The organism is Erwinia sp. E602 (assembly GCF_018141005.1).
GTDB lineage: Bacteria > Pseudomonadota > Gammaproteobacteria > Enterobacterales > Enterobacteriaceae > Erwinia.
This window is the reverse complement of sequence record NZ_CP046582.1, coordinates 1,130,557-1,154,790: the sequence shown is the minus strand read 5'-3', so window position 1 is coordinate 1,154,790 and position 24,234 is coordinate 1,130,557. Positions and strand designations below refer to the sequence as shown.

At 59.4% G+C, this 24,234-nt stretch carries 24 protein-coding genes; 16 read left to right on the top strand and 8 right to left on the bottom strand.

The window, feature by feature from the left end; genetic code table 11:
* Window positions 1–166: 166 nt before the first annotated feature.
* Window positions 167–898, top strand: a complete 732-nt coding sequence (locus tag GKQ23_RS06660) for a hypothetical protein (RefSeq protein WP_212410092.1) — start codon at window positions 167–169, stop codon at window positions 896–898.
* A gap of 13 nt (window positions 899–911) precedes the next feature.
* Complete coding sequence (locus GKQ23_RS06655) at window positions 912–1,685, top strand: hypothetical protein (protein WP_212410091.1); 774 nt, start codon at window positions 912–914, stop codon at window positions 1,683–1,685.
* On the opposite strand, the gene GKQ23_RS06650 is transcribed toward GKQ23_RS06655, so the two are convergent.
* The gene (locus tag GKQ23_RS06650) at window positions 1,658–2,782 is read right to left on the bottom strand and encodes an N-acetyltransferase (RefSeq protein ID WP_371820105.1); all 1,125 of its coding nucleotides are present in this window, start codon (window positions 2,780–2,782) and stop codon (window positions 1,658–1,660) included. The two genes, GKQ23_RS06655 and GKQ23_RS06650, sit on opposite strands and share 28 nt — an antisense overlap.
* A gap of 556 nt (window positions 2,783–3,338) precedes the next feature.
* On the opposite strand from GKQ23_RS06650, the gene GKQ23_RS06645 reads away from it, so the two are divergent.
* Genes GKQ23_RS06645 through GKQ23_RS06630 form a run of 4 tightly spaced genes read left to right on the top strand, consistent with a single transcriptional unit; the run spans window position 3,339 to window position 7,434 of the window.
* On the top strand, window positions 3,339–5,075 hold the full coding sequence (locus GKQ23_RS06645) for a fatty acyl-AMP ligase (RefSeq protein ID WP_212410090.1): 1,737 nt from the start codon (window positions 3,339–3,341) through the stop codon (window positions 5,073–5,075).
* Entirely contained in the window at window positions 5,072–5,986 is a 915-nt protein-coding gene (locus tag GKQ23_RS06640) for an NAD(P)-dependent oxidoreductase (protein ID WP_212410089.1), read from the top strand. The genes GKQ23_RS06645 and GKQ23_RS06640 overlap by 4 nt, the downstream gene beginning before the upstream one ends.
* A 31-nt stretch (window positions 5,987–6,017) precedes the next feature.
* Window positions 6,018–6,278: an acyl carrier protein gene (locus GKQ23_RS06635; protein WP_212410088.1), complete on the top strand. Its 261-nt coding sequence runs from the start codon at window positions 6,018–6,020 to the stop codon at window positions 6,276–6,278.
* Window positions 6,265–7,434: an aminotransferase class I/II-fold pyridoxal phosphate-dependent enzyme gene (locus tag GKQ23_RS06630; protein WP_212410087.1), complete on the top strand. Its 1,170-nt coding sequence runs from the start codon at window positions 6,265–6,267 to the stop codon at window positions 7,432–7,434. Before GKQ23_RS06635 ends, GKQ23_RS06630 begins: the two co-directional genes overlap by 14 nt.
* 60 nt (window positions 7,435–7,494) lie before the next feature.
* Here GKQ23_RS06630 and GKQ23_RS06625 read toward each other — a convergent pair whose 3' ends face one another.
* From GKQ23_RS06625 to GKQ23_RS06615, 3 genes are read right to left on the bottom strand one after another with little or no spacing between them, the layout of a single operon-like run.
* Entirely contained in the window at window positions 7,495–8,049 is a 555-nt protein-coding gene (locus GKQ23_RS06625) for a YtfJ family protein (RefSeq protein ID WP_212410086.1), read from the bottom strand.
* Window positions 8,046–8,897, bottom strand: a complete 852-nt coding sequence (locus GKQ23_RS06620; RefSeq protein ID WP_249168485.1) for a hypothetical protein — start codon at window positions 8,895–8,897, stop codon at window positions 8,046–8,048. The genes GKQ23_RS06625 and GKQ23_RS06620 overlap by 4 nt, the downstream gene beginning before the upstream one ends.
* Entirely contained in the window at window positions 8,894–10,231 is a 1,338-nt protein-coding gene (locus GKQ23_RS06615; RefSeq protein WP_212411621.1) for a lipopolysaccharide biosynthesis protein, read from the bottom strand. Before GKQ23_RS06615 ends, GKQ23_RS06620 begins: the two co-directional genes overlap by 4 nt.
* 223 nt (window positions 10,232–10,454) lie before the next feature.
* Here GKQ23_RS06615 and GKQ23_RS06610 point away from each other — a divergent pair, with 223 nt between their 5' ends.
* The 5 genes from GKQ23_RS06610 (at window position 10,455) to GKQ23_RS06590 (ending at window position 14,737) form a co-directional block, all read left to right on the top strand.
* Entirely contained in the window at window positions 10,455–10,649 is a 195-nt protein-coding gene (locus GKQ23_RS06610) for a hypothetical protein (protein ID WP_212410085.1), read from the top strand.
* Complete coding sequence (gene lptF, locus GKQ23_RS06605) at window positions 10,646–11,713, top strand: LPS export ABC transporter permease LptF (RefSeq protein ID WP_212410084.1); 1,068 nt, start codon at window positions 10,646–10,648, stop codon at window positions 11,711–11,713. Before GKQ23_RS06610 ends, lptF begins: the two co-directional genes overlap by 4 nt.
* Window positions 11,710–12,789 (top strand): LPS export ABC transporter permease LptG, encoded by a 1,080-nt coding sequence (gene lptG, locus GKQ23_RS06600; RefSeq protein ID WP_212410083.1) that lies wholly within the window; start codon window positions 11,710–11,712, stop codon window positions 12,787–12,789. Before lptF ends, lptG begins: the two co-directional genes overlap by 4 nt.
* Window positions 12,790–13,042: 253 nt before the next feature.
* Complete coding sequence (locus GKQ23_RS06595) at window positions 13,043–13,816, top strand: type IV toxin-antitoxin system AbiEi family antitoxin domain-containing protein (protein WP_212410082.1); 774 nt, start codon at window positions 13,043–13,045, stop codon at window positions 13,814–13,816.
* A 6-nt stretch (window positions 13,817–13,822) separates the two neighbouring features.
* Complete coding sequence (locus GKQ23_RS06590; protein ID WP_056238664.1) at window positions 13,823–14,737, top strand: nucleotidyl transferase AbiEii/AbiGii toxin family protein; 915 nt, start codon at window positions 13,823–13,825, stop codon at window positions 14,735–14,737.
* 90 nt (window positions 14,738–14,827) lie between these two features.
* Here the strand turns inward: GKQ23_RS06590 and GKQ23_RS06585 are convergent, their stop codons facing one another.
* Together GKQ23_RS06585 and GKQ23_RS06580 are read right to left on the bottom strand one after the other, a co-directional pair.
* Entirely contained in the window at window positions 14,828–15,829 is a 1,002-nt protein-coding gene (locus GKQ23_RS06585) for a LacI family DNA-binding transcriptional regulator (RefSeq protein WP_056238661.1), read from the bottom strand.
* A gap of 56 nt (window positions 15,830–15,885) precedes the next feature.
* On the bottom strand, window positions 15,886–16,464 hold the full coding sequence (locus tag GKQ23_RS06580; protein WP_212410081.1) for a D-lyxose/D-mannose family sugar isomerase: 579 nt from the start codon (window positions 16,462–16,464) through the stop codon (window positions 15,886–15,888).
* A 218-nt stretch (window positions 16,465–16,682) separates the two neighbouring features.
* Here GKQ23_RS06580 and GKQ23_RS06575 point away from each other — a divergent pair, with 218 nt between their 5' ends.
* From GKQ23_RS06575 to GKQ23_RS06555, 5 genes are all read left to right on the top strand, one after another.
* Window positions 16,683–17,717, top strand: coding sequence for an NAD(P)-dependent alcohol dehydrogenase (locus GKQ23_RS06575; protein ID WP_056238653.1), 1,035 nt, complete (start codon window positions 16,683–16,685; stop codon window positions 17,715–17,717).
* 4 nt (window positions 17,718–17,721) lie between these two features.
* A complete protein-coding gene (gene xylB / locus GKQ23_RS06570; RefSeq protein ID WP_056238647.1) occupies window positions 17,722–19,239 on the top strand; it encodes a xylulokinase in 1,518 nt (505 codons plus the stop codon).
* Entirely contained in the window at window positions 19,236–20,741 is a 1,506-nt protein-coding gene (locus GKQ23_RS06565; protein WP_212410080.1) for a sugar ABC transporter ATP-binding protein, read from the top strand. The genes xylB and GKQ23_RS06565 overlap by 4 nt, the downstream gene beginning before the upstream one ends.
* A gap of 75 nt (window positions 20,742–20,816) precedes the next feature.
* Window positions 20,817–21,794: an ABC transporter permease gene (locus GKQ23_RS06560; RefSeq protein WP_369814397.1), complete on the top strand. Its 978-nt coding sequence runs from the start codon at window positions 20,817–20,819 to the stop codon at window positions 21,792–21,794.
* 32 nt (window positions 21,795–21,826) lie between these two features.
* Window positions 21,827–22,834: a substrate-binding domain-containing protein gene (locus tag GKQ23_RS06555; protein ID WP_101506304.1), complete on the top strand. Its 1,008-nt coding sequence runs from the start codon at window positions 21,827–21,829 to the stop codon at window positions 22,832–22,834.
* 60 nt (window positions 22,835–22,894) lie between these two features.
* Here the strand turns inward: GKQ23_RS06555 and GKQ23_RS06550 are convergent, their stop codons facing one another.
* Both GKQ23_RS06550 and GKQ23_RS06545 read right to left on the bottom strand, forming a co-directional pair.
* Complete coding sequence (locus GKQ23_RS06550; RefSeq protein WP_056238636.1) at window positions 22,895–23,215, bottom strand: putative quinol monooxygenase; 321 nt, start codon at window positions 23,213–23,215, stop codon at window positions 22,895–22,897.
* Window positions 23,216–23,260: 45 nt separating this feature from the next.
* Complete coding sequence (locus tag GKQ23_RS06545) at window positions 23,261–24,190, bottom strand: hypothetical protein (protein ID WP_212410079.1); 930 nt, start codon at window positions 24,188–24,190, stop codon at window positions 23,261–23,263.
* Window positions 24,191–24,234 lie beyond the last annotated feature (44 nt).

Sequence of the window (24,234 nt, the reverse complement as noted above, 5' to 3'; positions counted from 1 at the left end):
TTTAAATCACCTCTGGCGAGGAAAGGCATTATTTTTATCTTTTAATGCGCAACCCTCTTATTCAGCCCGTACTCAGCGTTTACAGCACGCGTTCTGCAAGACAAATAACTTTGGCGGCAATAATATCGCGATTTCGTCCTCGTTTACTCTTCACACAGCGGTAACCATGAGTCAGAACATGAAAAATATGACCCGCCACCCTCCTGTCCGGGTTATTGCCATCACCGGTTGTGATGGCGCGGGTAAATCAACCTTAGCCTCCGGCCTGGTAAATCGTCTCTCCCCAGGCCTGTCCGCCGAGATCTGTTATCTCGGGCAGTCATCAGGCCGCCTCGGCGAGTGGATTAGCCGCCTGCCGCTGATTGGCGCGCCGTTTGGCCGCTATCTGTTAAACAGCGCCAGGCGGGTTCATCAGCGCCCCGGCAGCCCGCCGGGGAATATCGCCGCGCTGGCGATCTTCCTGCTCTCCTGCTGGCGGGCGGTTAAGTTCAGGCACATGCTGCACCGCACCCGCCGGGGGGTGCTGTTAATTACCGATCGTTATCCGCAGGCGGAAGCGGCCGGCTTTCGGGTTGATGGCCCACAGCTGGCGAGGGCGCAGGGCGGCAACCGCTGGATTAAGGCCCTGCGCCGGCGGGAACAGGCGCTCTATCGGTGGATGGCCTCATATCCGCCGCTGCTGTTGCTGCGCCTGGATATTGATGAGCAGACCGCCCATCAGCGCAAACCCGACCACGATATCGCGGCGCTGCGTGAAAAGATCGGCGTCATTCCACGGCTCAATTTTAACGGCGCCACCATTATCGACCTTAACGGACAGGAACCGGCCAGCAGGGTGCTGGATGCATCGCTGCAGGCCGTTCGCCTTTCACTGTCGCTTCCCCCTTCTGTGGATTAATCGCTTTATCACTATGAAAAAAAACGACCTTCCCCCTCCTGTTCCTGTCGCCCGCTCTGTTACCGGCATGATTGCCATCGTCGGCTGTGACGGCTGCGGAAAATCCACCCTGACCGCCGATCTGGTCACCAGGATGAATCAACAGCGCGCCACCACGCGCTGCTATCTCGGCCTGATTTCGGGGGAACAGGGCGATAAAATTAAGCGCCTGCCGCTGATCGGGGTCTGGCTGGAGCGCCGTCTGGCCGCCAAATCTGAGAAAACGCAGAGCATGCGCATCCGGTCGCCGCCGCTGTGGGCGGCGCTGGTGATGTACGGCCTCTCCTGCTGGCGGGCGAGGAATTTACGCAAGGCGCAGCGTCTGGCGGCCAGCGGCGTGCTGGTGATCGGCGATCGCTATCCGCAGGCTGAGGTGGCAGGTTTTCACTATGACGGGCCGGGGATTGGCCCTGAACGCGCTAACGGCTGGCTGATGACCCGCCTGGCGCGTAAAGAGCAGCAACTCTATCGGCAGATGGCGTTACTGCGCCCGCAGCTGATTATCCGTCTGGCGATTGACGTTGATACCGCTTTTTCCCGTAAGCCCGATCACAGCTATAGCGAACTGGGTGACAAAATCGCGGTGATGGCGCGCTTAAACTACAACGGCGCACGCATCGTCGATCTCGATTCCCGCGCGCCGTATCCGCAGGTATTAAGCGCGGCGCTGGCGGCGCTGTCCGGCGTGGCCGTGGCAGGCGAAGAGTCTGCCCCCTGCGGTCACAGCCTTTTTTCAAATAACCGGTAACGTTTGTAAGGGTCGGCGCCGATGCGTTCCAGTATGCCGCGCATGCCGGCGTTAGACTCTAAGATCCACGACATCTCCACGGACTCGATCCTGCGGCGCATTAACGCGTCGCGCAGGGCTTCAATCATCAGCAGTGCCACCACCGGCCCCAGGCGGCTGAACTGATGCGCCTTGATCACCCCCATCAGCGGCACCCGCGCGCTGCGCACCCCGCGCACTTTTAAACGCCACAGCAGCTTCGCCCAGCCAAACGGCAGCAGGCTGCCGTTTAAGTCAGCGATGGCCTCATTGATATTCGGCAGGCCGACGATAAAGGCGATCGGGTTACCCGCCATTTCGGCAATACAGATCAGATCGTCAGGCACCAGTAATTTAAGCTGATCGCCCATCGCGGCAAATTCATATTCGGTGAAGGGCACGAATCCCCAGTTGTCCTGCCAGCCTGAGTTAAATATTTCACGCAGCAGCTGCATCTCTTCAGCGAATTTTTTACGGTTGAGCGGACGGATGGTCACCTTATCGCGCGCGTGGTCCATCAGCTTGCGTAAAGAGGAGTTGAAGTGCAGCGTGCTCAGGCGCATCGAATAGGCCAGCAGGTCGATGCCTTTGCGATATCCCTGCTGCATTACCCGGTCGGCATACCAGGGTTTGCCGTGGAGCATCAGCGCCGATGGCGGCGTGTTAAACCCCTCTGTCAGCAGGCCGCTCTCCTGGTTAACGTTGAGGCTGAAGGGCCCGGTGATGTTGCGCGCGCCATTTGACCGTAACCACTCTTCGGCGGCGCTAAATAATGCGCTGAAGACCTGCGGGTCGTCGATGGCATCGATCATGCCGAAGTGGCCGGTATCGTCGCCGTAGCGCCGGCGGTGGAGGGAGTCAATCTGCGCGATGATGCGGCCAACCACTTTTCCTTCCCGCTCGGCCAGCCATGCCTGCCACTTCACGTGCTGCGCAGCAGGGTTGCGGGCGGACAGATGCTCCCGCCGTTCAAGACTGAGGGGGGTTATCCAGTTCGGGTCATTCTGAAAAAGCGTGGCGGGAAAGGCGATAAATGCACTGAGATCGCGTTTTGAGACAACTTTTTTTATTGTGATCATAAATACCATCATGTCAATTTTTTATAAAAATACAGAGTCAGCGCGGCCGGATAGATTAATTTCTTTACCCGCCCCCGCATTAACAAATCATGCTAAAGATATCGACACCATATAATTAACCACTCATGGCCGCCTTTAGCCAAACACCAGGAATAACCTGACAAGAACGGGCAATTAATGCTTTATAGCCACGTCCACCTCATACCGGGTAAAAAAGCACGGATCAGACATGACATTACGCAGAAAATAAATAGGATAATCAACTCCATTTCAGAGTCAGACATGAAACGTGGTCTGATGTTGTGCAAACTGATAACGCTGCGGGGCTTTGATTTGCTGTTAATCATACATTCAGCCCCGTCGTTGCTCTGTTTATTTAGCATGCGCACCGCATTATTCGCTGCGCATCAGCTATACAGGATGCCAGCGGCCTTACGTTATAAATACCCGGTTAATTAATATTCGCCTGCTGTAACGACATCAGGTACCGATTAAGAAAGGCCGGTCGTGATCACAATAATCAACCGTTTTTTTGTCTTTTAAGGATACGTTGTCAATGTCCGAAACCAGCTCGATCCATACCCTCCCCATCCGCTATGCTGATTTTCCTTCGCTGGCAGCGGCCCTGGATTACGCGGCACAAGGCAGCACCGGCATGAACTTTTACGACCGCCGTAATCAACTGGTAATTGCGCTGGAATATAGGGAGTTACGCCAGCGTGCGCGCCGGGCCGCCCGTCGCCTGCTGTCCATAAATCTGCCCCGGGGCACGCGCGTTGCGCTGTTCGCTGAGACCCGTGCAGAATTTGTCGACATTTTTTTTGCCTGCCAGTATGCCGGCCTGGTGGCCGTCCCGCTGGCCATTCCGCTGGGGGTTGGCCAGAGTGCGTCCTGTATCAGCAAACTCGAAAGGCTGCTCAGCAGCTGCCAGCCCGCCGTCATTATCGCCGGCAGCGAGTGGCTACCGCTGATCCATGCCGCAAAAATCCCCCCCGGTCTGCGCATTCTCAGCCATGATGACCTCAACGCCCTGCCTGAAAACGAGGTGACGCTGTGGGCTCCGGCTCCGGACGATATTGCCTATCTGCAATATACCTCCGGCAGCACCCGCTTTCCGCGTGGGGTAATCGTCACCCAGCGCGCGGTGATGGCCAACCTGCGGGCAATCGGTCAGGACGGTATTAAGGCGCACGCCGGGGATCGCTGCGTCTCCTGGCTGCCGTTCTATCACGATATGGGTCTGGTGGGCTTTATGTTAACCCCGATGGCGACACAGCTGTCGGTGGATTACCTGCGTACGCAGGACTTTGCCATGCGCCCGCTGTTGTGGCTGAAGCTGATTACCCGCAACGCCGCAACGATTTCGGTTGCGCCGCCGTTTGGTTATGAAATTTGCCTGCGCCGTTGCAGTGAGAAAGAGCTGGCCGAGCTGGATCTCTCCAGGTGGCGCGTAGCAGGTGTCGGCGCTGAACCGGTTCCCTCCGATCTGCTGACGCGCTTTTACCATCGCTTCAGTCAGGTGGGGTTTGCCCGCGATGCCTTTATGCCCTGCTACGGGCTGGCTGAAAACACCCTGGCGGTGAGCTTCTTCGATCGCGCAACCGGCCCGCAAAGCCACGTTGTTGACCGTCATATTCTGGAGCATGAAGGCCGCGCGGTTGAGCCGGCTGACCCGGCGCGCGCGCGGTCAACCTTTGTAAACTGCGGCAAAGCGCTGCCCGGCCATCGCATCGAAATTCGTAACGATCGGCAACAGCGGCTGCCAGAGCGTCAGGTCGGACATATCTGCATCGCCGGCCCCAGCCTGATGAGCGGCTATTATGGCGATGCGGCCTCACAACAGCAGATCCGGGCGAACGGCTGGATGGACACCGGCGATCTGGGCTATCTGCTGCAGGGCAACCTGTACATCACCGGCCGTAAAAAAGACCTGATCATTATCCGCGGCCGCAATATCTGGCCACAGGACATTGAAGGGGTGGCCGAATCAGAGCCGGAGTTCCGCAGCGGCGATGCGATTGCCTTTGTTACCACGCCGGGCGGTGAGGATGCCGCGCGCATTATTTTGCAGATCCAGTGCCGGATCAGCTCCGCCGAGCGGCGCAGCCAGATCGTTCATTCACTCTCATCACGTATCCAGAGCGAGTTCGGCGTGGCGGTAGATATTATGCTGGTGCCGCCCCACAGCATTCCCAAAACATCTTCAGGTAAACCCTCCCGCGCCGAGGCCAAAAAACGCTATCTGACCGGGTCGGGCGCGCCGACGCCGCGGCTGACGGGCCATGCGCAATGAACGCCACCGTGGCGTTAACCGGCGCGACCGGATTTATCGGCAAGCATATTGCCGAACATCTGCTTGCCGCAGGTTTTACCGTGCGCGCCCTGACCCGCTCGCCGGAGAAATCTGCCGACCGCAGGCTGGCCTGGGTCCACGGGTCGCTGGAGAGTCCCGACTCGCTGCGGGAGCTGGTCAGAGGGGCGGACTCGGTTGTTCACTGCGCAGGGCGGGTGCGCGGGCAGTCTCAGGCCGCCTTTATGACATCGAACGTTACCGGCAGCACGCGGCTGTTAGAGATGGCGAAGGCAAACAGCTGCTGTAAACGGTTCCTGTTTATCTCATCGCTGGCCGCCCGCCATCCGCACCTCTCGTGGTATGCGCAATCCAAATATGTCGCCGAGCAAAGGCTGACGGCCGAAAAAGGGCCGCTCGCGCTGGGGATATTTCGCCCGACGGCGGTGTACGGGCCCGGCGATAAGGAGCTGCAGCCGCTGTTCCGCTGGCTGCTGCGCGGCCTGCTGCTGCGGCTGGGCCAGCCGCAAACACAGCTGTCGTTTCTGCACGTCTGTGATTTAGCTAACGCCGTCACCCGCTGGTTGCAGCTTCACGACGACGCTGCCGCTCCTTATGAACTCTGTGACGGGCTGCCCGGCGGCTACAGCTGGCCACGCCTGCGAGAGATCGGCGCGGCGGTGCGCCATGGCCCGGTAAGACTGGTGGGCGTTCCGCTGCCCGTTCTCAGGCTGCTGGCCCACCTGAGCCAGGCCGTACAAAGGATCTCCCGCAAAGAGCCAATGCTGACGCAGAGCAAAATCGGCGAGCTGACCCATCCCGACTGGTCGGCGAGCAACCAGTTGCTGGCTGAACGCATTGCCTGGGCACCGACGATCCGCCTGGAACAGGCGCTGCGTGACGGTCTGTTTTGATAATACTGACGACAGGGTTACAGAGACGATGATGCAAAAACGCGAAATAGTGATGAACGATATTCTTGAATGCCTGCAGGAGCTGGTTGCCGGCACGCACCCGATCCGATCGGACAGCGACATGGTCGATGAACTCGGGCTCGAATCGATTAAGGTGATGAACCTGCTGATGCTGCTGGAGGACAGGCTGGATATCTCAATCCCGATTAATATTCTGCTGAATGTCAGAACGCCTGAGCAGTTACTGGAAGCTATTACGAAACACCAGGAGGAATGCAATGGGTTTATTTGACCGTTTTGAACACCTGGCTAACGAAAGAAAGCAGCTGCAGGCCTCCGGTTTAAATCCCTTTGGCACCTGTATTGATGAGATATTCTCCGCAACGCAGGGGCAAATTGGCGATCGCCATATTATTCTGGCCGGCACCAATAACTATCTCGGCCTGACGTTCAGCCCACAGGCCATCGCCGATGGCCAGGCGGCGCTGGCCGCCGAGGGCACCGGTACCACCGGTTCACGGATGGCCAACGGCAGTTTTGGCGGGCACCTGGCGCTGGAACAGGAGATCGCGGCGTTCTTCAATAAGCCTGCGGCGATCGTCTTCTCTACCGGTTATACCGCCAACCTGGGAGTGATCGGCACCCTGGCGACGCCGGATTCGGTGGTGCTGATTGATGAGGACTCCCACGCCAGCATTTACGACGCCTGTACGCTCGGCCAGGCGCAGATTATCCGCTTTCGCCACAACGACGCGCAGGATCTTGAACGGCGGATGGTGCGGCTGGGTGGGCGCGCGCGCGAGGCGCTGATTATCGTTGAAGGCATCTACAGCATGCTCGGCGACGTGGCCCCGCTGGCGGAAATCGTCGGAATCAAACGCCGCCACGGCGGCTATATCCTGGTCGATGAAGCCCACTCCTTTGGCGTAATGGGTGCCACGGGGCGCGGGCTGGCGGAAGAACAGGGCGTTGAGAACGATATCGACATTATTCTTGGCACCTTCAGTAAAAGCCTTGCCTCAGTCGGCGGCTTTGCCGTTGGGGATAAGGCGATGGAGGTACTGCGCTACAGCAGCCGCCCGTACATTTTTACCGCTTCGCCTTCGCCGTCGGTGATTGCCACGGTACGCTCCTCACTGCGCAGCATCGCCAGCCCTCATCTGCGCGAAAAGCTGTGGCACAACGCCCGCCGGCTCTATCACGGGCTGGCAGAACTCGGCTACCGGCTGGGGCCACGCATCAGCCCGATCGTGCCGGTGATAATCGACTCTAAGCAGGCTGGCCTGGCGTTATGGCGCAGGCTGATCGACAAAGGCGTGTATGTGAACCTGGTTTTGCCGCCGGCAGCGCCCTCAGGAATGACCCTGCTGCGCTGCAGCGTCAACGCCGCACACAGCGATGACGAGATTGACGCAATCATCCGGGCGTTTGCTGAACTGAGAAGATAAGGCGCGTGCCCTGACAGGTGATAGATGGCGGGTAAATGGTCGCAGATCACAGAGTAGCCGTTACCGGATCAGCTGATGGATTAAGCCGGTCACCTGACTCACCTCCTGCGGCGTCAGGGCACCGTCTTTGACCCAGCGTACACGCCCCTGTTTATCCAGCACGATAATCGTGGAGCTCTGCTCCTTCAGCCGCCAGGTTTTCGCACCCGTGCCCTGGCAGTCAATGACAAACTGCGCCCAGGGATAGCGCCGCTGGTTCTTCGCGATCTTCGCGCGCACGATAAATCCGCTGCCGAACAGTTCGTCGGCGGTATTTACGATGGTGGTGGGCTGAAAGCGATCGGCAGGAAAACGAGCGGCCTTAATCGCCTTGATCAGGATTGCGTTTTTCTTTTTTGCCGACCTGCGCCCGGCAATATACTGCACCACCCGTACCCTGCCGGCCAACTGCGCACTGCTCCACGACCGCAAGTGAATGTCATCGTTCTCCAGCACCATTTCCCCGCACTCGTCGATAGCCACCGGCGGTAGCGGGTGCCCGATCGGCAGATCGTGTGCGGGTGCCAGCGGCGGCAATATCAGCAGCGCCCACAGCAGCACGGTTTTCAGCTTCAAACCGGCACTAATCCCTGGCTGGCGTGCTCCGTCAGCAGCCGGAGCTGCTGGCTAATCGCCGCATCTAACGCATCGGGTGTGTCGTAATGCCGGCGGCCGGCGAGCTTGTCGGCCACCATTCCATCATGACGCTGGCCCATCAGCCCGTTGATATTCGCCAGGAAACGCGAGGTCTGATAGGCCTGTCGATCCGCCGGGTACAGCGATCTGAGGGTGTCGTAATAGGAGACCTGCTGGCTGATGATTTTACGCACGTCGTGAAACTCGGTGCCGGTCAGCTGCGGCTTGCTGCTCAACACCCGCAGCTCGTACATCTGCTGCTGGCAGTGGCGCATAAACCCCGGCAGATTATCAAGGCGCGTATGGCGCAGCGTACAGCGCATCAGCGCCCACAGCGGTCGGCTGAGAAGAACGGTCAGCAGGGTGCCGTACAGGCGCAGCGTCTGGTTATTGCCGTAGCGAAAGCCGTCCTGAAAATGTCCGAGAAATACCGTGATCAGTTTAAACAGCCGCGTTGAATCATGCTGCCGGCGATAGAGCCGCTGTGCGAAGCGCAGATGCTTGAAGCGTGCGCGGATGCTCTTGTAGCGCATCACCTCGGCCTCGGTGAGCGTTGCCCCTCTGAGCACTTTTCTGACCAGCGCGCGCAGCTCCCGCCGGGTAAAGCCCTGCTCCCACAGCTGCAGACAGAGGGCGTAGTTATCCTCGATCGTCGCCTGGGTGCAGGGTGCCGCCAGGGTGGCCGGTAAGCCACCGGCGTCACTGATGCGGTCATCTTCATCCAGCGCTGCAAGCAGCAGCTCGACCGCCTGAGCAGAAAACGTTTTGAGTCGGGTTTTGAACATCATTTTGTTATCTCAAGCGGCGTATCGGTGTGGATCGTGCGGCGATGTTGCCAGGCCCACAGGGTCAGAATCAGCATCATCAGGACCTCGAGGCACTGTCCGCCCAGGTAAGCGCAGGCCGAGCCCTGCACCCGGTAAACGTGTGACAGCACTACCAGCAGCGCAATATAGCCGGCAGAAGCGAGGGCCTGCACGGCTAACCAGGGGCGTTGGCGACCCGCCATCAGCAGCAGTGATTCCTGCGGAAAGCCGATCATCGATACCACCACCGCCCCTAGCATAATCTGGATTAAGTCGTAAGTTTCCAGATACTTATCGCCAAAGATCAGCGAGATCAGTGACTCACCCAGCGTTAACATCAGCAGAGAAAACAGCAGGCCAATCCCCCCTGCCAGCAGGGCAGCACGCAGCCCCAGCAGCCAGGGGCGCTGGCTGGCCGGATCCAGACGCATCACTTCAGGATAAAAACTCTTCTCCAGCAGTCTGGCAGGGGTGCCGGCGGCATCAATAAAGGTCATGGCAATTTTAAACAGCCCGGCCTCAACCGGCCCGATCACCACGCCGACCAGCACGGTGCTGCAGGAGTTGCGCGCCGCCCAGATCGAGTGCGACAGGTTGGTGGTCCAGACAAAGTTCCAGGCACCGGCAATCTTCCGCCCGACGCTGAACAGCGCCGGCCGCAGCGCGTTATCGATCCGCCTGCGGCGCAGCTCCCGCGCCGCTAGCCACCAGAACAGCAACCCACCAGCCACGTTAGCAAGATACCAGGAGGCAACAAAACCGGGAAAACCGGCACCGGTCAGCAGGGAGGCTACGCTGCCCAGCGCCAGCAGCAGCGGTTTAGTCGCCTGCTGGATGGCAATCAGGTCGAAGCGATCGCAGGCGCGTAAAACACCGCTCGGCGTCGAGGAAGCCATGGCGGGGATCAGCGTGCAGGAGAGCAGCGCCAGCCGGAAACTGCTGGCATCCAGCCCCAGCGAGGCGGAGAGAAACGGCAGTAACAGCATGCCGCCGGCGACGGCGACTGCGCTGCTCAACATATCCAGGCCGACCGAGAAGGTGATGACCTCCCGCACGCGCTGCGTATCCTGACGGGTCAGCGCCGGCACGCCGAACTGCACCACAAACTGCCAGGTCTGGAATTTGACGACATCGCTGACGGCTTTTGTATAGGCCTGAATCACCACCAGCACGCCAAACATCTCTGGCGACATCCCCCTGCCGGCGCAGGAGAGCGCCAGCAGGCCTAACAGTGCGCTCACCGCATTGCCGGAGAGCAAAAAGGCACTGTTCAGTAAAATAGTGCGAAATGCACCATCGGCAAACCAACGTCTCATCATTAATGACCTGCTATGCGGGCTGCGTTAGCCAGGGCGGATTAAGGAAACTCAACGGGGAGTTTTTTTAGATAGTATGATGGCGCAGGATATTTCCGCAGGTCATGTACTCATCGGAAACGTATTACCTGAAGTATCACTGTTGTACCTGATTAATTCATAACAGGTTGACTGACCGTCAAAGATCCGCTGCAAATGATAAATAATGTCGGTGCGGCAGGAGATGCGTATCGTGCTTTTAATCCGCAGGCGCCGCGCAGGCAAGCAGAGGCGCTGGTTATTTACAGATTGTCACCAGATGAATGAAAAATTAGCACCTTATGAACATATTGCCTCCGTTAACCGCTTCATTCTGTTGCCTCAAAAACAGCCGCGGCTTCTGCCGCCAGCATCGGGACGAAACCAGCGGGAAATATGACTCTTATTGAGCACTATATTATGCGTGAGATCCGCCGCCTGGTGATGGTTATCGTCGGTTTCCTGATCTTTATTTTTGCCATCTATTCTGCGCAACGTTATCTGACCGAAGCGGCAAATGGCACCCTGGCACTGAAAGCGGTCGCGGCGATCGTTTTTTATAAGGTGGTTGTTGCGCTGGAGATGCTGCTGCCGGTCGGCCTGTACGTGGCGGCCGCCGTGGCGCTGGGCCAGCTCTACAGTAACAGTGAGATCACCGCGCTTTTTGCCGCCGGCATCAGCCCGCTGCGCATCTATAAAGCGGTACTCATGCTGGCAGTACCGCTGGCGATGCTGGTCACCGCCCTGTCGATGGTTGGCCGTCCGTGGGCCTATGCGCAGATCGACCTGCTGCGGCAGGACGCACAGTCGACGCTGGACGTCGGCCATCTGCAGGCACAAAAATTTAATCTGGATGATAACGGCAGCATGATTCTGGCGCAGCAGGTTGACCGAAACCTGAATCATCTGTCTGACACGCTGATCTACCGCAGCACGGCGAATGTGACTACGGTACTGCGGGCCCGCTCGGCCAGCGTCGCCTGGCCCGACGGCGTGCCGGTAGTGACGCTGCTGGCCGGATCGGCTTACACCCTTGACCACCACGGCATGGCAGATAACCAGCATATCTATCAACGTCTGCAGCTGTACCCTGCGCCGGCGAAGCCGGATGACGATGCGCGCAGTAAATCCCTCTCCGTGCGGCAGCTGGTAGCCTCTTCTTCCCCGACCGATGCAGCTGAGCTGCAGTGGCGGGAGAGCCGCGGCATCACCACCCTGTTAATGGCGCTGATGGCGGTTTCGCTCAGCCGCCTGAAGCCACGCCAGGGGCGGTTCACCACTCTGTTACCGCTGGCGCTGGTGTTTACCCTGATTTTTTTTGGCGGTAACGTCTGCCGTACGCTGGTCGCCACGGGCACCCTGCCCGTCATGCCCGGCGTATGGCTGTTTTCACTGCTGATGCTGTTGGGCGTGGCGGCCCTGTCAGCGCGTGACTTCGGCCTGTTGCCGATCTTCTCCCGATGAAACTCGTCAGTCGTTATCTGGTGCGCCACGTTTTTATCGGATTTTTAGCCGCGGCCGCGCTACTGGTCCCGCTGTTTACCCTCTTTGATTTTATTTCTGAACTGGAAGACGTCAGTGCCCGGGGCTATCACTGGACGCAGGCGCTGGCCGTGGTGCTGATGCGCGTACCCCGGGTTATCGTTAACCTGAGCCCGTTTATTGCGCTGCTGGGCGGCATTGTCGGGCTGGGGCAGCTCTCTGCCAGCCAGGAGATGACCGCCATCCGCATGGCCGGTTACTCAGTGACCCGCATTGCGCTAGCCGCCCTGTCGGCCGGCGCGATTTTTACCGCCTCGCTGGCCGCCGTTGATGAGTGGGTGGCGTCACCGCTGCAGCAGCGCGCGCAAACGCTGAAGAACCGGGCGCTGGCAAACGGCCTCAACGGTGAAGCGTCACAGGGTGCGCTGTGGGCGCGGCGGGACAATGAATTTGTCAGGGTGAAGAGCGTCGATGCGCAGGGCCAGCCGGAAGGCATTGAGATATTTTACTACAACGCCGACTTTTCACTGCGCAGCTACGTGTATGCCGAGACGGCCACCCTTGCAGAGGGTGCCACCTGGATACTGCATCATGCCCGGCGGAAAGAGTGGTCAGGGGGGAAAGAGTCGATGGTCACTCAGCCGGTTTTACCCTGGCAATCGCTGTTTCCGGGCAACAATCTGCAGACGCTCTCTCTGCCCACCGACAGCTTCACCGTCTCTCAGCTCAGGCAATATATCGCCTGGCTGCAGCATACGGCACAGCCCGCCGCGCAGTACCAGATCGCCCTGTGGCAGAAACCCGCACGGCCGCTGCTGCTGCTGGCGATGATCTTACTGGCCCTTCCCTTCACCTTTGGCCATCCGCGAACGCCGGGGATGGGCAGTCGTCTGTCGCTGGGGGTGATTGTCGGCCTGCTGACCTGGATCTTCGTGCAGATTGTGATTAATTTAGGGCTGTTGCTGGCGTTTAACCCGGCCCTTACCGCACTCGGGCCGTCACTGTTGATGCTGATCGTCGCGCTGTTGCTGGTCGCTCGGGTTAACAGGAAACCTTAGCGGGCTCAATGCAGCTCAGCGGATAACTGCTGGATCCTACTTTTAACGTTAACCGTGCCTGCCCGACTGCCCGCCTTCAAATGCGACAGTCGGCAGATGATCTGTGATCCTTAGTTTATAAAATTCAAATATCACGGCGATTATCGCCGTAAAAATAAACTTCAACAAACCAAAGTCGCTCAAAGGTTTGCCAAAATTAAAATATACGGCAATAATCGCCGTATAAATATTAGGCTATAAACCAGAGGCAAACGTGCTCAATACGAAATCAAGGACCTTACTTAAAACGCTGCTGCCATCGGGACTGGTAGCAACCAAGTCATGGCTCATCACACAGGGTCTTAGCCTGCATTTTATTGATAATGCAGTTAAAAACCGAACATTGGTGCCACTGGCTGTTGGGGTTTATGTTCGTGATACCATTCAAGTCAGCTGGCAAGGGGTCATCGCCTCACTGCAACGTATGAGCGATATACCGCTACATGTTGGTGGACTTACGGCGCTTGATATTGCAGGACTGTCCCACTATCAATCGAGAGCAAAAGTCGCACTGGTGGCGCTCTATTCTTCTGAGCCGCTTCCAGCCTGGCTGCACAGGATTGAGCTCAACGCACGGTTTAGCTGGTACAGTACAAAACGCCTGTGGCCTGCATCGGTTATGGAAAACAGCCCCTTTATGCAAGAAAACCAGTGGCAGCCCTCACTTCCCCCGATGTTCTACTCAACGCCAGAAATGGCGATGCTGGAACTGCTAGCTAACGTTCCGGACAGCGTCAGTTTTGAGCATGCGGATCAACTCATGCAGGGAATGTCGACTCTCTCACCACGGCGGCTCAATGTTTTACTGAAGGCGTGCCGCAGTATTAAGATCAAGCGATTGTTTATGTGGCTGGCTCAGCGCCATAATCATGCCTGGCTTAAATACCTCACGCCTGACAGCTATGATTTTGGTTCCGGTAAGCGGGAAATTGCCAAATCAGGCCGTCTGGACAGGACGTGGAGCATCACCGTACCAAAGGAGTTGTAATCATCCATGGACAGAAGCAGCCTCTACTACCGTCAGGTACAGCTTTTATTAAAGCTCATCCCGTTTATTGCAGCACATGACTGCTTTGCACTTAAAGGCGGTACCGCCATCAATCTTTTTGTTCGGGAATTGCCGCGTCTGTCGGTGGACATCGATCTGGTATTTCTGCCGGTGATGAATCGCGATACCTCACTGGGCAGAATCAAAACGGCACTTGATGAAATAGCCACGGCGATTCTGACAGAAATTCGGTGCAGCCAGGTCAGCAAATCTTACGACGACAAAAGAGATGCGTTGCGGCTGAATATTGCCCACGGAGGGGTTCAGGTAAAAATCGAACTCTCACCCGTGTTACGCGGAACTGTCTATGATCCGGAAATGCTTGCGGTGAGCCACGCGGTGGAGGATGAGTTTGGTTTTGCAGAGATGCCGGTAGTGTCATTTTCCGACCTTTATGCAGGAAAAATCTGCGCCGCACTCGATCGCCAGCACCCCCGAGATCTCTTCGACGTAAAACTGCTGTTGGACAATGAGGGATTCTCCGATGAACTTAGGAAAGCGCTGCTGGTTTATATAATCAGTCATCCGCGCCCTGTCGCCGAGCTCCTGAGGCCTCGTTTCATCGACATATCTGCACTTTATGAGGGTGAGTTTCGTCACATGGCAGAGGTTGATGTTCCTCTGGCAGAACTGTCTACGGCACGGCAAAAAATAGTTGAACTGATTAATCAGTCAATGACCAGCGAAGAGCGGTCGTTTTTACTCTCCTTTAAAAACCGACAACCCGTGTGGACACTACTGGGGCTGCAAGGGGTTGAGCAGTTGCCAGCAGTACGCTGGAAACTGCAAAACCTTGCAAAAATGCCAGTGGAAAAACATGCTGATGCACTGGCAAAACTGCGTGATGTCCTGGGCGTTTAGATCAATGTGGGAATATCGGCTAAATCAGCTTCTGCGCGAGACACCGTATTAACCGTTATTCACCCAGACGTCATTGCACTGGCTAACCGCTTACGGCACTACCCTGCCCCGTACCACTACCTTGCCGGCCTTACTCTCCTGCTCACCGACCCGACGAATCGCCAGGTTCAGCGCCTGCCAGGCGATCTCCTGTAAATCATGGGTGATGCAGGGGAAGTGGAAGCCGTAGATACCGGCATTGGCCACCTCGTCGATGCTGAACAGTGACACCTGCTGCGTCAGCGCCAGCTTGTGCTCGATGCAGGCTTTGATAATCCCCAGCGAGATCTGGTTATTGCAGCCGACAAAATAGTCCGGTGCCGGGTTGTCCGTCAGCCAGCGGCGGGTCTCCTGCCAGGCGGCATCCATAAAGAAGTCCGCGTGCAGCACTTCAAAGGAGGCTATCCTGCCCTGCAGCGCCGCCTGCAGGCCGATCACCCTTTCGCGCGCCACGTTGGAATTTTCCGGGCCAGAAACCACCACCACCCGCTGCACCTGCTGCTCCAGCAGCCAGCGGCCAGCCTGCAGGCCACAGTCGAGGTTATCAATATAGACGCCGCTGCACCAGCCGGCGTCCAGCTCACGATCCACCAGCACCACCGGGATGTTCAGCGTCTCCAGACGCTGCAGATAGGCCGGGCGATAATGGAGATCGTTGGAGATCACCGACAGGATGATCGCATCAACGTTATAGCCCATCAGCCGGTCGATGATGCTGTTCTCCGTCTCCTGCGATTCATAAGAGTCAAACACCAGCGTGTCGTAGCCCAGCTTCTGCGCTTCCAGGGTCATTAGCCGGGTCAGGCCGCCGAAGAACGGGTTAGCCATATCCGGATTAACGATGCCGATGGTCTTACTGCTTTTTGCCCGCAGGCTGCGGGCGGCGGTATTCACTACGTAGCCCAGCTGCTCTGCCGTTGCCAGAATGCGCTGCAGGGTCTCCGGGTGCACCTTGTCCGGCTGCGAAAACGCCCTTGAAGCGGTAATTTTACTGACGTTCGCCTGCGCGGCAACGCTGGCCAGCGTTGCCTTTTTTCCCCGCGCCACAGCCAAATGCAACTCCTTAGTTAACCCACACGATTAAGCATCATTTTGTATCATTGCTGACATCATGACAGATCCGCTAAAGCGGTGCTATCAGAGATTATGCCCGCCAGGCGGTTAATCCGCGGGTCGGTGAAAATATCCAGCTCATCGCGGCTTTCGGAAGAGAACTCCGACACCACCGCGCCCTGCTCCCCGGCCTGGAACCAGTGGCGGGTATTGGGGGCAATGGTGTACTGCTCGCCGGGGCGCAGCAGGATATAGCGGGTGCAGCCGTACCAGGCTTCCGATCCGGGGGGCACCCGGCACACCGGTTCACCGCCGGCGTCGTTAGGCGTCAGGCTGTCGTCATCCACAAACAGATACACCTCCCCCCAGCGGCAGCGGAAGGTCTCCTGCTTGCCCGGCGTGCCGTCAAACGGCGGATGCAGATGCTCCGGACAGGTCTGGCGCGGGAACAGCACCAGCTCTTTGGCGCAGTAGCGCGGCGAGTTGACGTAGGTCAGCAGCTGCAGGCCGGAGGCCGGATCGTTCAGGCCAAAGCCCGCGATTTCAATGCGCTGGCGCTCCTGTTCGGTGAGCACAATGCTGGCCCGCTGCAGGTAATGCAGCGTCTGTGAGACGGCATCGGAAGCTGAAGTCATGGTTACCTCTGAGTGATTAACGGTATCGGTATCATTAGACCCGTCATTACCCCTGCGATTCTGTGATCCTGCTCTCTATCCGCTGAATACGCCCACCGCCGCTGCGAATGTTTGCTCAGAAAACTCTAAGTCGATCACAGTTTTCAGCGGAATATTACGCCAGGATGAGCGCATTAAAATGATATCGATACCATAAAAATGCATTCAGAGAGGCCATTATGAAAGCGTTAGTGTTGGCAGAAGCCGGTAAGATCGCCATTGAAGATCGCGAGTTTGACGAGGTGCTGGGTCAGGATGATGTGCAGATCAAAATCCACTCGGTGGGGATCTGCGGCAGCGATGTGCACTATTACCAGCACGGGCGCATCGGGCCGTTTGTGGTCAGGGCACCGATGGTGCTCGGCCACGAGGCTTCCGGCGTGGTGCTGGCGGTAGGCAGCAACGTGACTCACCTGCAGCCCGGCGACCGGGTATGCATGGAGCCGGGCATTCCGGATATGAACTCGGCGCAGACCCGCTCCGGCATCTATAACCTTGACCCGGCTGTGCGCTTCTGGGCCACCCCGCCGGTACACGGCTGCCTGCGCGAAAGCGTCATCCACCCCGCCGCTTTTACCTTTAAGCTGCCGGACAACGTCAGCTTTGCCGAGGGGGCGATGGTCGAGCCGCTGGCGATCGGCATGCATGCCGCCACCAAAGCGGGCATTAAGCCGGGCGATATCGCCCTGGTGATCGGTGCCGGTCCGATCGGCGTGGTCACCGCGCTGGCGGCGCTGGCAGGCGGCTGCTCTGACGTGATCATCTGCGATCTGTTTGATGAAAAGCTGGCGGTTGCCGCCAACTACGACGGTCTGCACGCGGTAAACATCAAATCCGGCGAGCTGGCGGGCAAGGTAGCGGCGCTGACCAGCGGTAACGGCGTGGATATCGTCTTCGAGTGCAGCGGTGCCAAACCGGCGATTGCCGGGGTGGCCGAACACGCCGCACCGGGAGCCACGGCGGTGCTGGTGGGCATGCCGGTTGACGCCGCGCCGATGGATATCGTCGCCGCGCAGGCCAAAGAGATCACCTTCAAAACCATTTTCCGCTACGCCAACATGTACCCGCGCACCCTGCGCCTGCTGAGCAGCGGCAGGCTGCGGGTTACCCCGCTGATCAGTCAGACCTACAAGTTTGCCGACAGCGTTGCCGCCTTCGATCGCGCCGCAGCCGGTAACGCCTCTGATATCAAAATCATGCTGGAGATGGAGTAAGCAGATGGCGCTTTATGCAGGCATCGACTGCGGCACCCAGGGCACCAAGGTGGTCATCGTCGATGGCGATACAGGCACCCTGCTCGGTGAGGGCAGCGCGGCACATCAGCTGATTGCCGACGCCAGCGGTCGCCGCGAGCAGCAGGCCGACTGGTGGATTGAGGCGCTGATTAGCGCCTTTCATCAGGCGGTGGCCGCGGCCGGCGTGGCGGCGGCGGATATCGTGGCGCTGGGCGTTTCCGGCCAGCAGCACGGTTTCGTGCCGCTGGATGAGCAGGGCAAGGTGCTGCACAACGTGAAGCTGTGGTGCGATACCGAAACCGACGCTGAAAATCAGCAGCTGATCGCCGCACTGGGCGGCGTCCCGGCTGCGCTGGCGCAGCTCGGGCTGCTGCCGGCCACCGGTTATACCGCCTCGAAAATTCTCTGGTTCAGACAGCATCATCCCGAAAAATGGGCGCAGCTGCACAGCGTGCTGCTGCCACACGACTATCTCAACTTCTGGCTGACCGGCGAACGGGTCGCCGAGTATGGCGATGCCTCCGGCACCGGCCTGCTCGACGTGCGCAGCCGTCAGTGGGACCGCCGCACGGTGGAGCTGATCGACGACAGCGGCCGCCTGTGGAACGCCCTGCCGCCGCTGCTCAGCGCCGGACAGTGCATCGGTACCCTGCGGCCGGAAGCGGCGGCGGCGCTGGGGCTCTCCCCGGCCACCCGCGTTGCCACCGGCGGCGGCGACAATATGATGAGCGCCATCGGCTCCGGCACCATCGCCCCCGGGGTGGTCACGCTCAGCCTCGGCACCTCCGGCACGCTGTTCGCCTGGTCGCCGGAACCGCTGGCCTCGCCCTCTGCGGAGGTGGCCGGTTTCTGTTCCAGCGATAATGGCTGGCTGCCGCTGATCTGCACCATGAACGTCACCTCCGCGACCAGCACGGTGCAGACCCTGCTGCAGGAAGATATCGCCGGCTTTAACCGGCTGCTGGAGCAGGCCGCGCCGGGCGCCGGCGGCGTGGAGATGCTGCCGTTCTTTAACGGCGAACGCGTACCGCCGCTGCCGCACGCCCGCGCCAGCCTGCACAACCTCGGCAGCGACAACTTTACCCGCGCCAACCTGGTGCGGGCGGTGGTGGAGAGCGCCACCTACGGCCTGCGCTACGGCATTGAGCTGTTCCGCCAGCAGGGAATAACGGTGAGTGAGATCCGCCTGACCGGCGGCGGCTCGCGCAGCGCGGCGTGGCGGCAGATTGTCGCCGACGTGATGGGCTGCCCGGTTATCTGCCTGCAGGTCGGCGAAGCGGCCGCGCTGGGCGGGGCGATTCAGGCGATGTGGATGACAGCGCTGGCGGATGAACACACGCCACCGTTCAGCCCGCTGCTGGCAAGACTCTGTCAGCGCTTTGTCGCCCTGGATCCGGCCACCCGCACCGAGCCGGACGCCGCGCGCCAGGCCGAATACGACACCCTTTATCAGCGCTATCTGCAGCGCCTGCAGCAGTCTTACCCGGAGGTTCAGCCGTGATCCGCGATCCGCAAACGCAACAATCCGCTTACCTGCTGGAGGTCAGCGGGGTCAGGAAGGCCTTCGGGCCGGTGGTGGCGCTGAAAAACGCCGAGTTCAGCCTGCGCAGAGGCTCGATCCACGCGCTGTGCGGCGGCAACGGCGCCGGCAAGTCGACCTTTCTCAGCATTCTGATGGGCTTTATCCAGCCGGACGGCGGCGACATCTTTATCAACGGCGAGCGCCGCGAGTTTCACCATCCGAAAGACGCGCTGCGCGCCGGGGTGGCCATCGTTCAGCAGGAGCTGAGCGCCATTCCCGACCTGACGGTGGCGGAGAATATCTGGCTGGGCCGCGAGCCGCAGCGCTTTGGCTTTGTGGATTTCGCCACCCTGAACAGGCGTACCACTGCCCTGCTGGCTGAGCTGGATTTTCATATCAGCGCCACCGAGAAGATGCGCAATTTAAGCGTTGCCGAGCAGCAGCTGGTTGAAATTGCCAAGGCGCTCTCCCACGCCAACGCCGACATCATCATTATGGATGAGCCGACCTCGGCGATCGGCGAGGAGGATGCGCAGAAGATCTTCCAGACCCTCAGGCGGCTGGCGGCGAAAGGCAAAGGCATTATCTACGTCTCGCATCGTCTGTCGGAGATCTTCCAGATCGCCGACAGCTACACCATCTTCCGCGACGGTGCCTGGGTGCACGAAGGCTTTATCGCCGATATCACCCGCGAGCAGCTGATTGAACACATCATCGGCGGCGAGTATGACAGCGAGTTCGCCAAGTTTAACCGCCCCGGCAGCGAGGTGATGATGGAGGTCAATAACCTGCGCTGGCGCCACCGGATCAAGGATATCAGCCTGCAGCTGCGCCGCGGCGAGATCCTCGGCATCTACGGCCTGGTGGGTTCCGGGCGCAGCGAGTTTCTCGATCTGATCTTCGGCATCGAACACGCCGACAGCGGCACCATCCGCCTCGGGGAGAAAACCCTCGCCCGCCACTCGCCGAAGCAGTCGATCGCCAGCGGCATCGCCTACGTCACCGAAGATCGTAAGGAGAGCGGGCTGGTGCTGTGCCGCTCGGTCAGCGAGAACATCAATATCGCCTCGCTCTCTGCGGTGAGCCGCGCCGGGTTTATCGACCACAAACAGGAGCAGGCGCGCACCGCTGACATGATCCAGCGCTTTAACGTCAAAACCCACGACGGCGAGCAGCCGGTCGGTAACCTCAGCGGCGGCAATCAGCAGAAGGTGGTGCTGGGTCGCTGGGCGCTGCTCGACCCGGAAGTACTGCTGCTGGACGAGCCGACGCGCGGCATTGACGTCGGTGCCAAGAAGGAGATCTACCGCTTTATGTCGGACTTTGCCCTGAAAAATAAGGGGATCATTATGGTGTCGTCCGAGCTGGCGGAGATCATCGGCATGAGCGATCGCATCCTGGTGTTCCGCGACGGTGAGCTGGCAGGCGAGCTGTCGGCAGCGGAAGCCACCCAGACAGAACTGATGAAACTCGCGGTTTAACAGAGAGATAATAAAATGACGACCACCCATTCCTTAACGCCCGGGCTGTCCTTTTTCACCCGCAACAAGCGCCGTATGCACAAGTACGGCATCATCCTCGCCTTTTTTGCTCTGTGCCTGATCGTCGCCGCCGTCGGCGAGTACCAGGTCTCGCAGGGGGCCTGGAGCAGCAACTACTTCCTCAGCAACGAGAATATGCTGATCGTGCTGCGTCAGGTGTCGATCAACGGCATCCTCGCCATCGGCATGACCTTTGTGATCATCACTGCCGGGGTCGATCTGTCGGTCGGCTCGGTGCTGGCGCTGAGCGGCATCGTCGCCGCGCGCTTTGCCACCAACAACGCCGGGCTGGCGATTGGCGATACCGCCCACGCGGTGATGATGCCGATGATCGTGGCGCTGGGCATTGGCATCGTCTGCGGGCTGATTAACGGCACGGTGCTGGCCCGTTATCGCCTGCAGCCGTTTATCGTCACCATGGGCATGCTCTCCGCCGCGCGCGGCCTGTCGATGCTGACCACCGACGGCAATCCGGTGTCGCAGCTTAACAGCGACTTCCGCTGGCTGGGCAACGGCTACACCGCCGGCATTCCGGTACCGGTGATTATCTTTATTCTGCTGTTTGGCCTTGCCTGGCTGCTGCTGAATAAAACCCTGTTTGGCCGCTACGTCTACGCGGTGGGCGGTAACCCGAAAAGCGCCCGCACCTCCGGGATTAACGTGGTGCGTATCAAGGTACTGGTTTACACCCTGTGCGCCGGGCTGGCCGGTATCGCCGGGCTGATCCTCACCGCACGCACCGGCTCGGCGCAGACCAACGCCGGAGCCGGCTACGAGCTGGACGCCATCGCCGCGGTGGTGATCGGCGGCACCAGCATGGCGGGCGGCGTCGGAACGCTGGTCGGCACCTTCTTCGGCGTGCTGATTATCGGCGTGATGAATAACGGCCTCGACCTGCTCGGGGTGCAGTCCTACTACCAGCAGATTATCAAAGGCGCGCTGATCGTTGTCGCCGTATTGCTTGACCCGTCGCGTAAGCAGCAGCGCGACTGACTTATAACAACAACACCCTACTGGAGAGAACCATGAATAAGACCAAAATTGCGTTGCTGACCTGTGCACTGACCCTCGGCAGCATGGCGGCTGCGCAGGCCGCCCCGGTAAAAATCGCGGTGCTGATGTACGGTAACAAGGCTGAATTTGTCCAGCTGATGGAGAAGTACGGCAAACAGCATCCGGCGGTGAAGAGCGGTGAAGCGGTGCTGACCTTCTATGACGGGCGCTATGATGCCTCGGTGCAGAACGACCAGGCGGCCACCGCCATCCAGACCCGCGCCGATGCGATTATCGTTAACCCGATGGATTTTGAAGCCAATATCGACATCGTCACTAACGCTAACGAGGCCAAAATTCCGGTGGTGGTGACCAATGCCCGCCTGAATACCGAAGCGATGACCGCCGAAGTGGTCTCCAACGATGAGCTGGGCGGCTATCTGGAAGCTAAAGCGGTACTGGATAAGCTCGACTGCAGGAAGAACAAGGTTAACGTGGTGATTATCGAAGGGCCGAAAGGCGGCAGCGGTGAGATCCAGCGCGGTAAGGGTAACGATAAGGCGATCGCCGAGTGTGGTGCCGGTCAGGTGACGGTGCTGGAGCGTAAAACCGCCAACTGGTCACGCGCCGAGGCGCAGCCGCTGATGGAGAACTGGCTGCAGAAGCACCGTGGCAAGATCAACGGCGTGATCGGCCAGAACGACGAGATGGCGCTGGGCGCCATTGAAGCGATTAAAGGGGCCGGGCTGAACGTGAAGGACTTCGCCATTGCCGGCGTCGACGGCGTTTCTGATGCGATCCACGCGGTGCAGGCCGGTGAGATGGTGTCGATTCTGCAGGATGCCAAAGGCCAGATTCAGGGCTCCATCGACGTGGCGCTGCGCGCCGTGAAGGGCGACAGCTACCAGCCGCAGTCCGATATCTGGCAACAGTACGCGAAGGATCTGAAGTGGGACGGCGGCACGCAGAAACATTATTACATTCCCTGGACCACCGTGACCGCCGATAACGCCCAGCAGCTGCTGGACGCGCGTAAGTAAGCCAGCGCTTCTCCTCCGGCAACATCGCCGGAGGAGGATCTGCGCATGCGGCTGCGGCCGTTACACTCCGGCCGCAGCCGCTTTTTCACTCTCCCCGTCAAACTCCTGCATAAAGGTAAATACCCCGGCCTTGCGCTGGTAGCTGTCGATCAGCGGCACCAGCCGGGTAAAGTGCTCACTCTGACAGTGTGCATCCAGCGCGGCCCTGTCCGGCCAGCTCTCAATAAAGATAAAATGCCCCGGATCGCGGTGGTCCGTAAACAGCTCGTAGCTGATACAGCCTGGCTCCTGACGGGTTTTCTCCACCAGCTCGCGGTAGAGCGGCATTACCGCTGCAATATGCCGGGTGCTGATAAAATCTTCGGCAATCACTTTCAGCATAGTTACTCCTTTTATCCGGTCGTCTGCGATCCCGGCCCGGTTATCTCAGCGCAGATTCAGCTGCTCTGCCGCCCGCTCCGCCAGCGGCAGCAGATGCCCCTGCGCATGAATGGCAAAGGTTGCCAGCCGCACCGCACCCTCTCCCTGCTGCAGGGCCAGCGCGGCCGCAAAGGCCTGATAGTGGGCGCTGGCGGTCAGCGCACTCTGCTGCGCCATCAGGCTGCTGAACAGCCCTGCGCCCGCCACCAGCGTGATGGCAAGGGATGCCAGCCGCACGCGGCGCTCCTGCTGCGGCAGCAGCGCGGCAAGCAGCCGTCCGGCCAGCAGGATCAGGCTCAGCGCGTTAAGCAGGATCAGCACGCTGCCGAGGGCCACCGTCAGACCGGCGCTGTAGATTACCCCCATGACCTGGCGTGTCGTTTCACGATCCAGCTTTACCGGCCGCGCCTTCAGCGGCGCGGTGACGCCGCTGGCCAGCTGCAGGCTGCGCAGCGCCAGCAGTTCACCTTCCGGCACCGGCCGATCGCTAACGCCGAAGGCAACGGCCAGCTGTGGCGTGGTTTTGTTAACCAGCAGCTTATTGACGCCAAACACGTTCGTTTTCTGTTCGGCGGGCATCGCCGCCACGCTGTCGGAAATAAAATGCAGTACCCAGGCTTTGGAGGCCCAGGTAGTGCCGGCAATCAGCGTCAGTGCCAGCAGGATTATCGCCAGCCCGCTGGCCTTGATCCGCTTCAGCAGCGGCTCGGCCACCAGCGTGGCCAGCAGCAGCAGCGTGCCGCTGGCGGCCATCAGCCAGAAGATCAGCGCGGTGGCGCGGAAGAAGCCGATCTCACGGGCGGCGTACAGCGCGCTGAGCGCAAAAGCCAGCCACAGCAGGGTGACCAGCAGCAGCACCAGGTTCAGCGAGAAAGCCGTCCAGCTGCGGCGGGCGGCGGGTTGGGTCAGTTGCTCGTCGAGCGGAGAGAGCGTCATGGGGCAGTCCGTTAGTGGGTTAAAACAGGCCAGAGAAATGACGC

Excerpts from the sequence above, each read along its gene's own strand:
- GKQ23_RS06635 (WP_212410088.1), top strand. The coding sequence starts at position 6,018 with ATGCAAAAACGCGAAATAGTGATGAACGATATTCTTGAATGCCTGCAG.
- GKQ23_RS06580 (WP_212410081.1), bottom strand. The coding sequence starts at position 16,464 with ATGACTTCAGCTTCCGATGCCGTCTCACAGACGCTGCATTACCTGCAG.
- GKQ23_RS06650 (WP_371820105.1), bottom strand. The coding sequence starts at position 2,782 with ATGATCACAATAAAAAAAGTTGTCTCAAAACGCGATCTCAGTGCATTT.
- GKQ23_RS06555 (WP_101506304.1), top strand. The coding sequence starts at position 21,827 with ATGAATAAGACCAAAATTGCGTTGCTGACCTGTGCACTGACCCTCGGC.
- GKQ23_RS06590 (WP_056238664.1), top strand. The coding sequence starts at position 13,823 with ATGGACAGAAGCAGCCTCTACTACCGTCAGGTACAGCTTTTATTAAAG.
- xylB (WP_056238647.1), top strand. The coding sequence starts at position 17,722 with ATGGCGCTTTATGCAGGCATCGACTGCGGCACCCAGGGCACCAAGGTG.
- GKQ23_RS06545 (WP_212410079.1), bottom strand. The coding sequence starts at position 24,190 with ATGACGCTCTCTCCGCTCGACGAGCAACTGACCCAACCCGCCGCCCGC.
- GKQ23_RS06645 (WP_212410090.1), top strand. The coding sequence starts at position 3,339 with ATGTCCGAAACCAGCTCGATCCATACCCTCCCCATCCGCTATGCTGAT.
- GKQ23_RS06575 (WP_056238653.1), top strand. The coding sequence starts at position 16,683 with ATGAAAGCGTTAGTGTTGGCAGAAGCCGGTAAGATCGCCATTGAAGAT.
- lptF (WP_212410084.1), top strand. The coding sequence starts at position 10,646 with ATGACTCTTATTGAGCACTATATTATGCGTGAGATCCGCCGCCTGGTG.
- GKQ23_RS06640 (WP_212410089.1), top strand. The coding sequence starts at position 5,072 with ATGAACGCCACCGTGGCGTTAACCGGCGCGACCGGATTTATCGGCAAG.
- GKQ23_RS06620 (WP_249168485.1), bottom strand. The coding sequence starts at position 8,897 with ATGATGTTCAAAACCCGACTCAAAACGTTTTCTGCTCAGGCGGTCGAG.
- GKQ23_RS06660 (WP_212410092.1), top strand. The coding sequence starts at position 167 with ATGAGTCAGAACATGAAAAATATGACCCGCCACCCTCCTGTCCGGGTT.
- GKQ23_RS06550 (WP_056238636.1), bottom strand. The coding sequence starts at position 23,215 with ATGCTGAAAGTGATTGCCGAAGATTTTATCAGCACCCGGCATATTGCA.
- GKQ23_RS06615 (WP_212411621.1), bottom strand. The coding sequence starts at position 10,231 with ATGAGACGTTGGTTTGCCGATGGTGCATTTCGCACTATTTTACTGAAC.
- GKQ23_RS06630 (WP_212410087.1), top strand. The coding sequence starts at position 6,265 with ATGGGTTTATTTGACCGTTTTGAACACCTGGCTAACGAAAGAAAGCAG.
- GKQ23_RS06560 (WP_369814397.1), top strand. The coding sequence starts at position 20,817 with ATGCACAAGTACGGCATCATCCTCGCCTTTTTTGCTCTGTGCCTGATC.
- GKQ23_RS06610 (WP_212410085.1), top strand. The coding sequence starts at position 10,455 with ATGCGTATCGTGCTTTTAATCCGCAGGCGCCGCGCAGGCAAGCAGAGG.
- GKQ23_RS06655 (WP_212410091.1), top strand. The coding sequence starts at position 912 with ATGAAAAAAAACGACCTTCCCCCTCCTGTTCCTGTCGCCCGCTCTGTT.
- lptG (WP_212410083.1), top strand. The coding sequence starts at position 11,710 with ATGAAACTCGTCAGTCGTTATCTGGTGCGCCACGTTTTTATCGGATTT.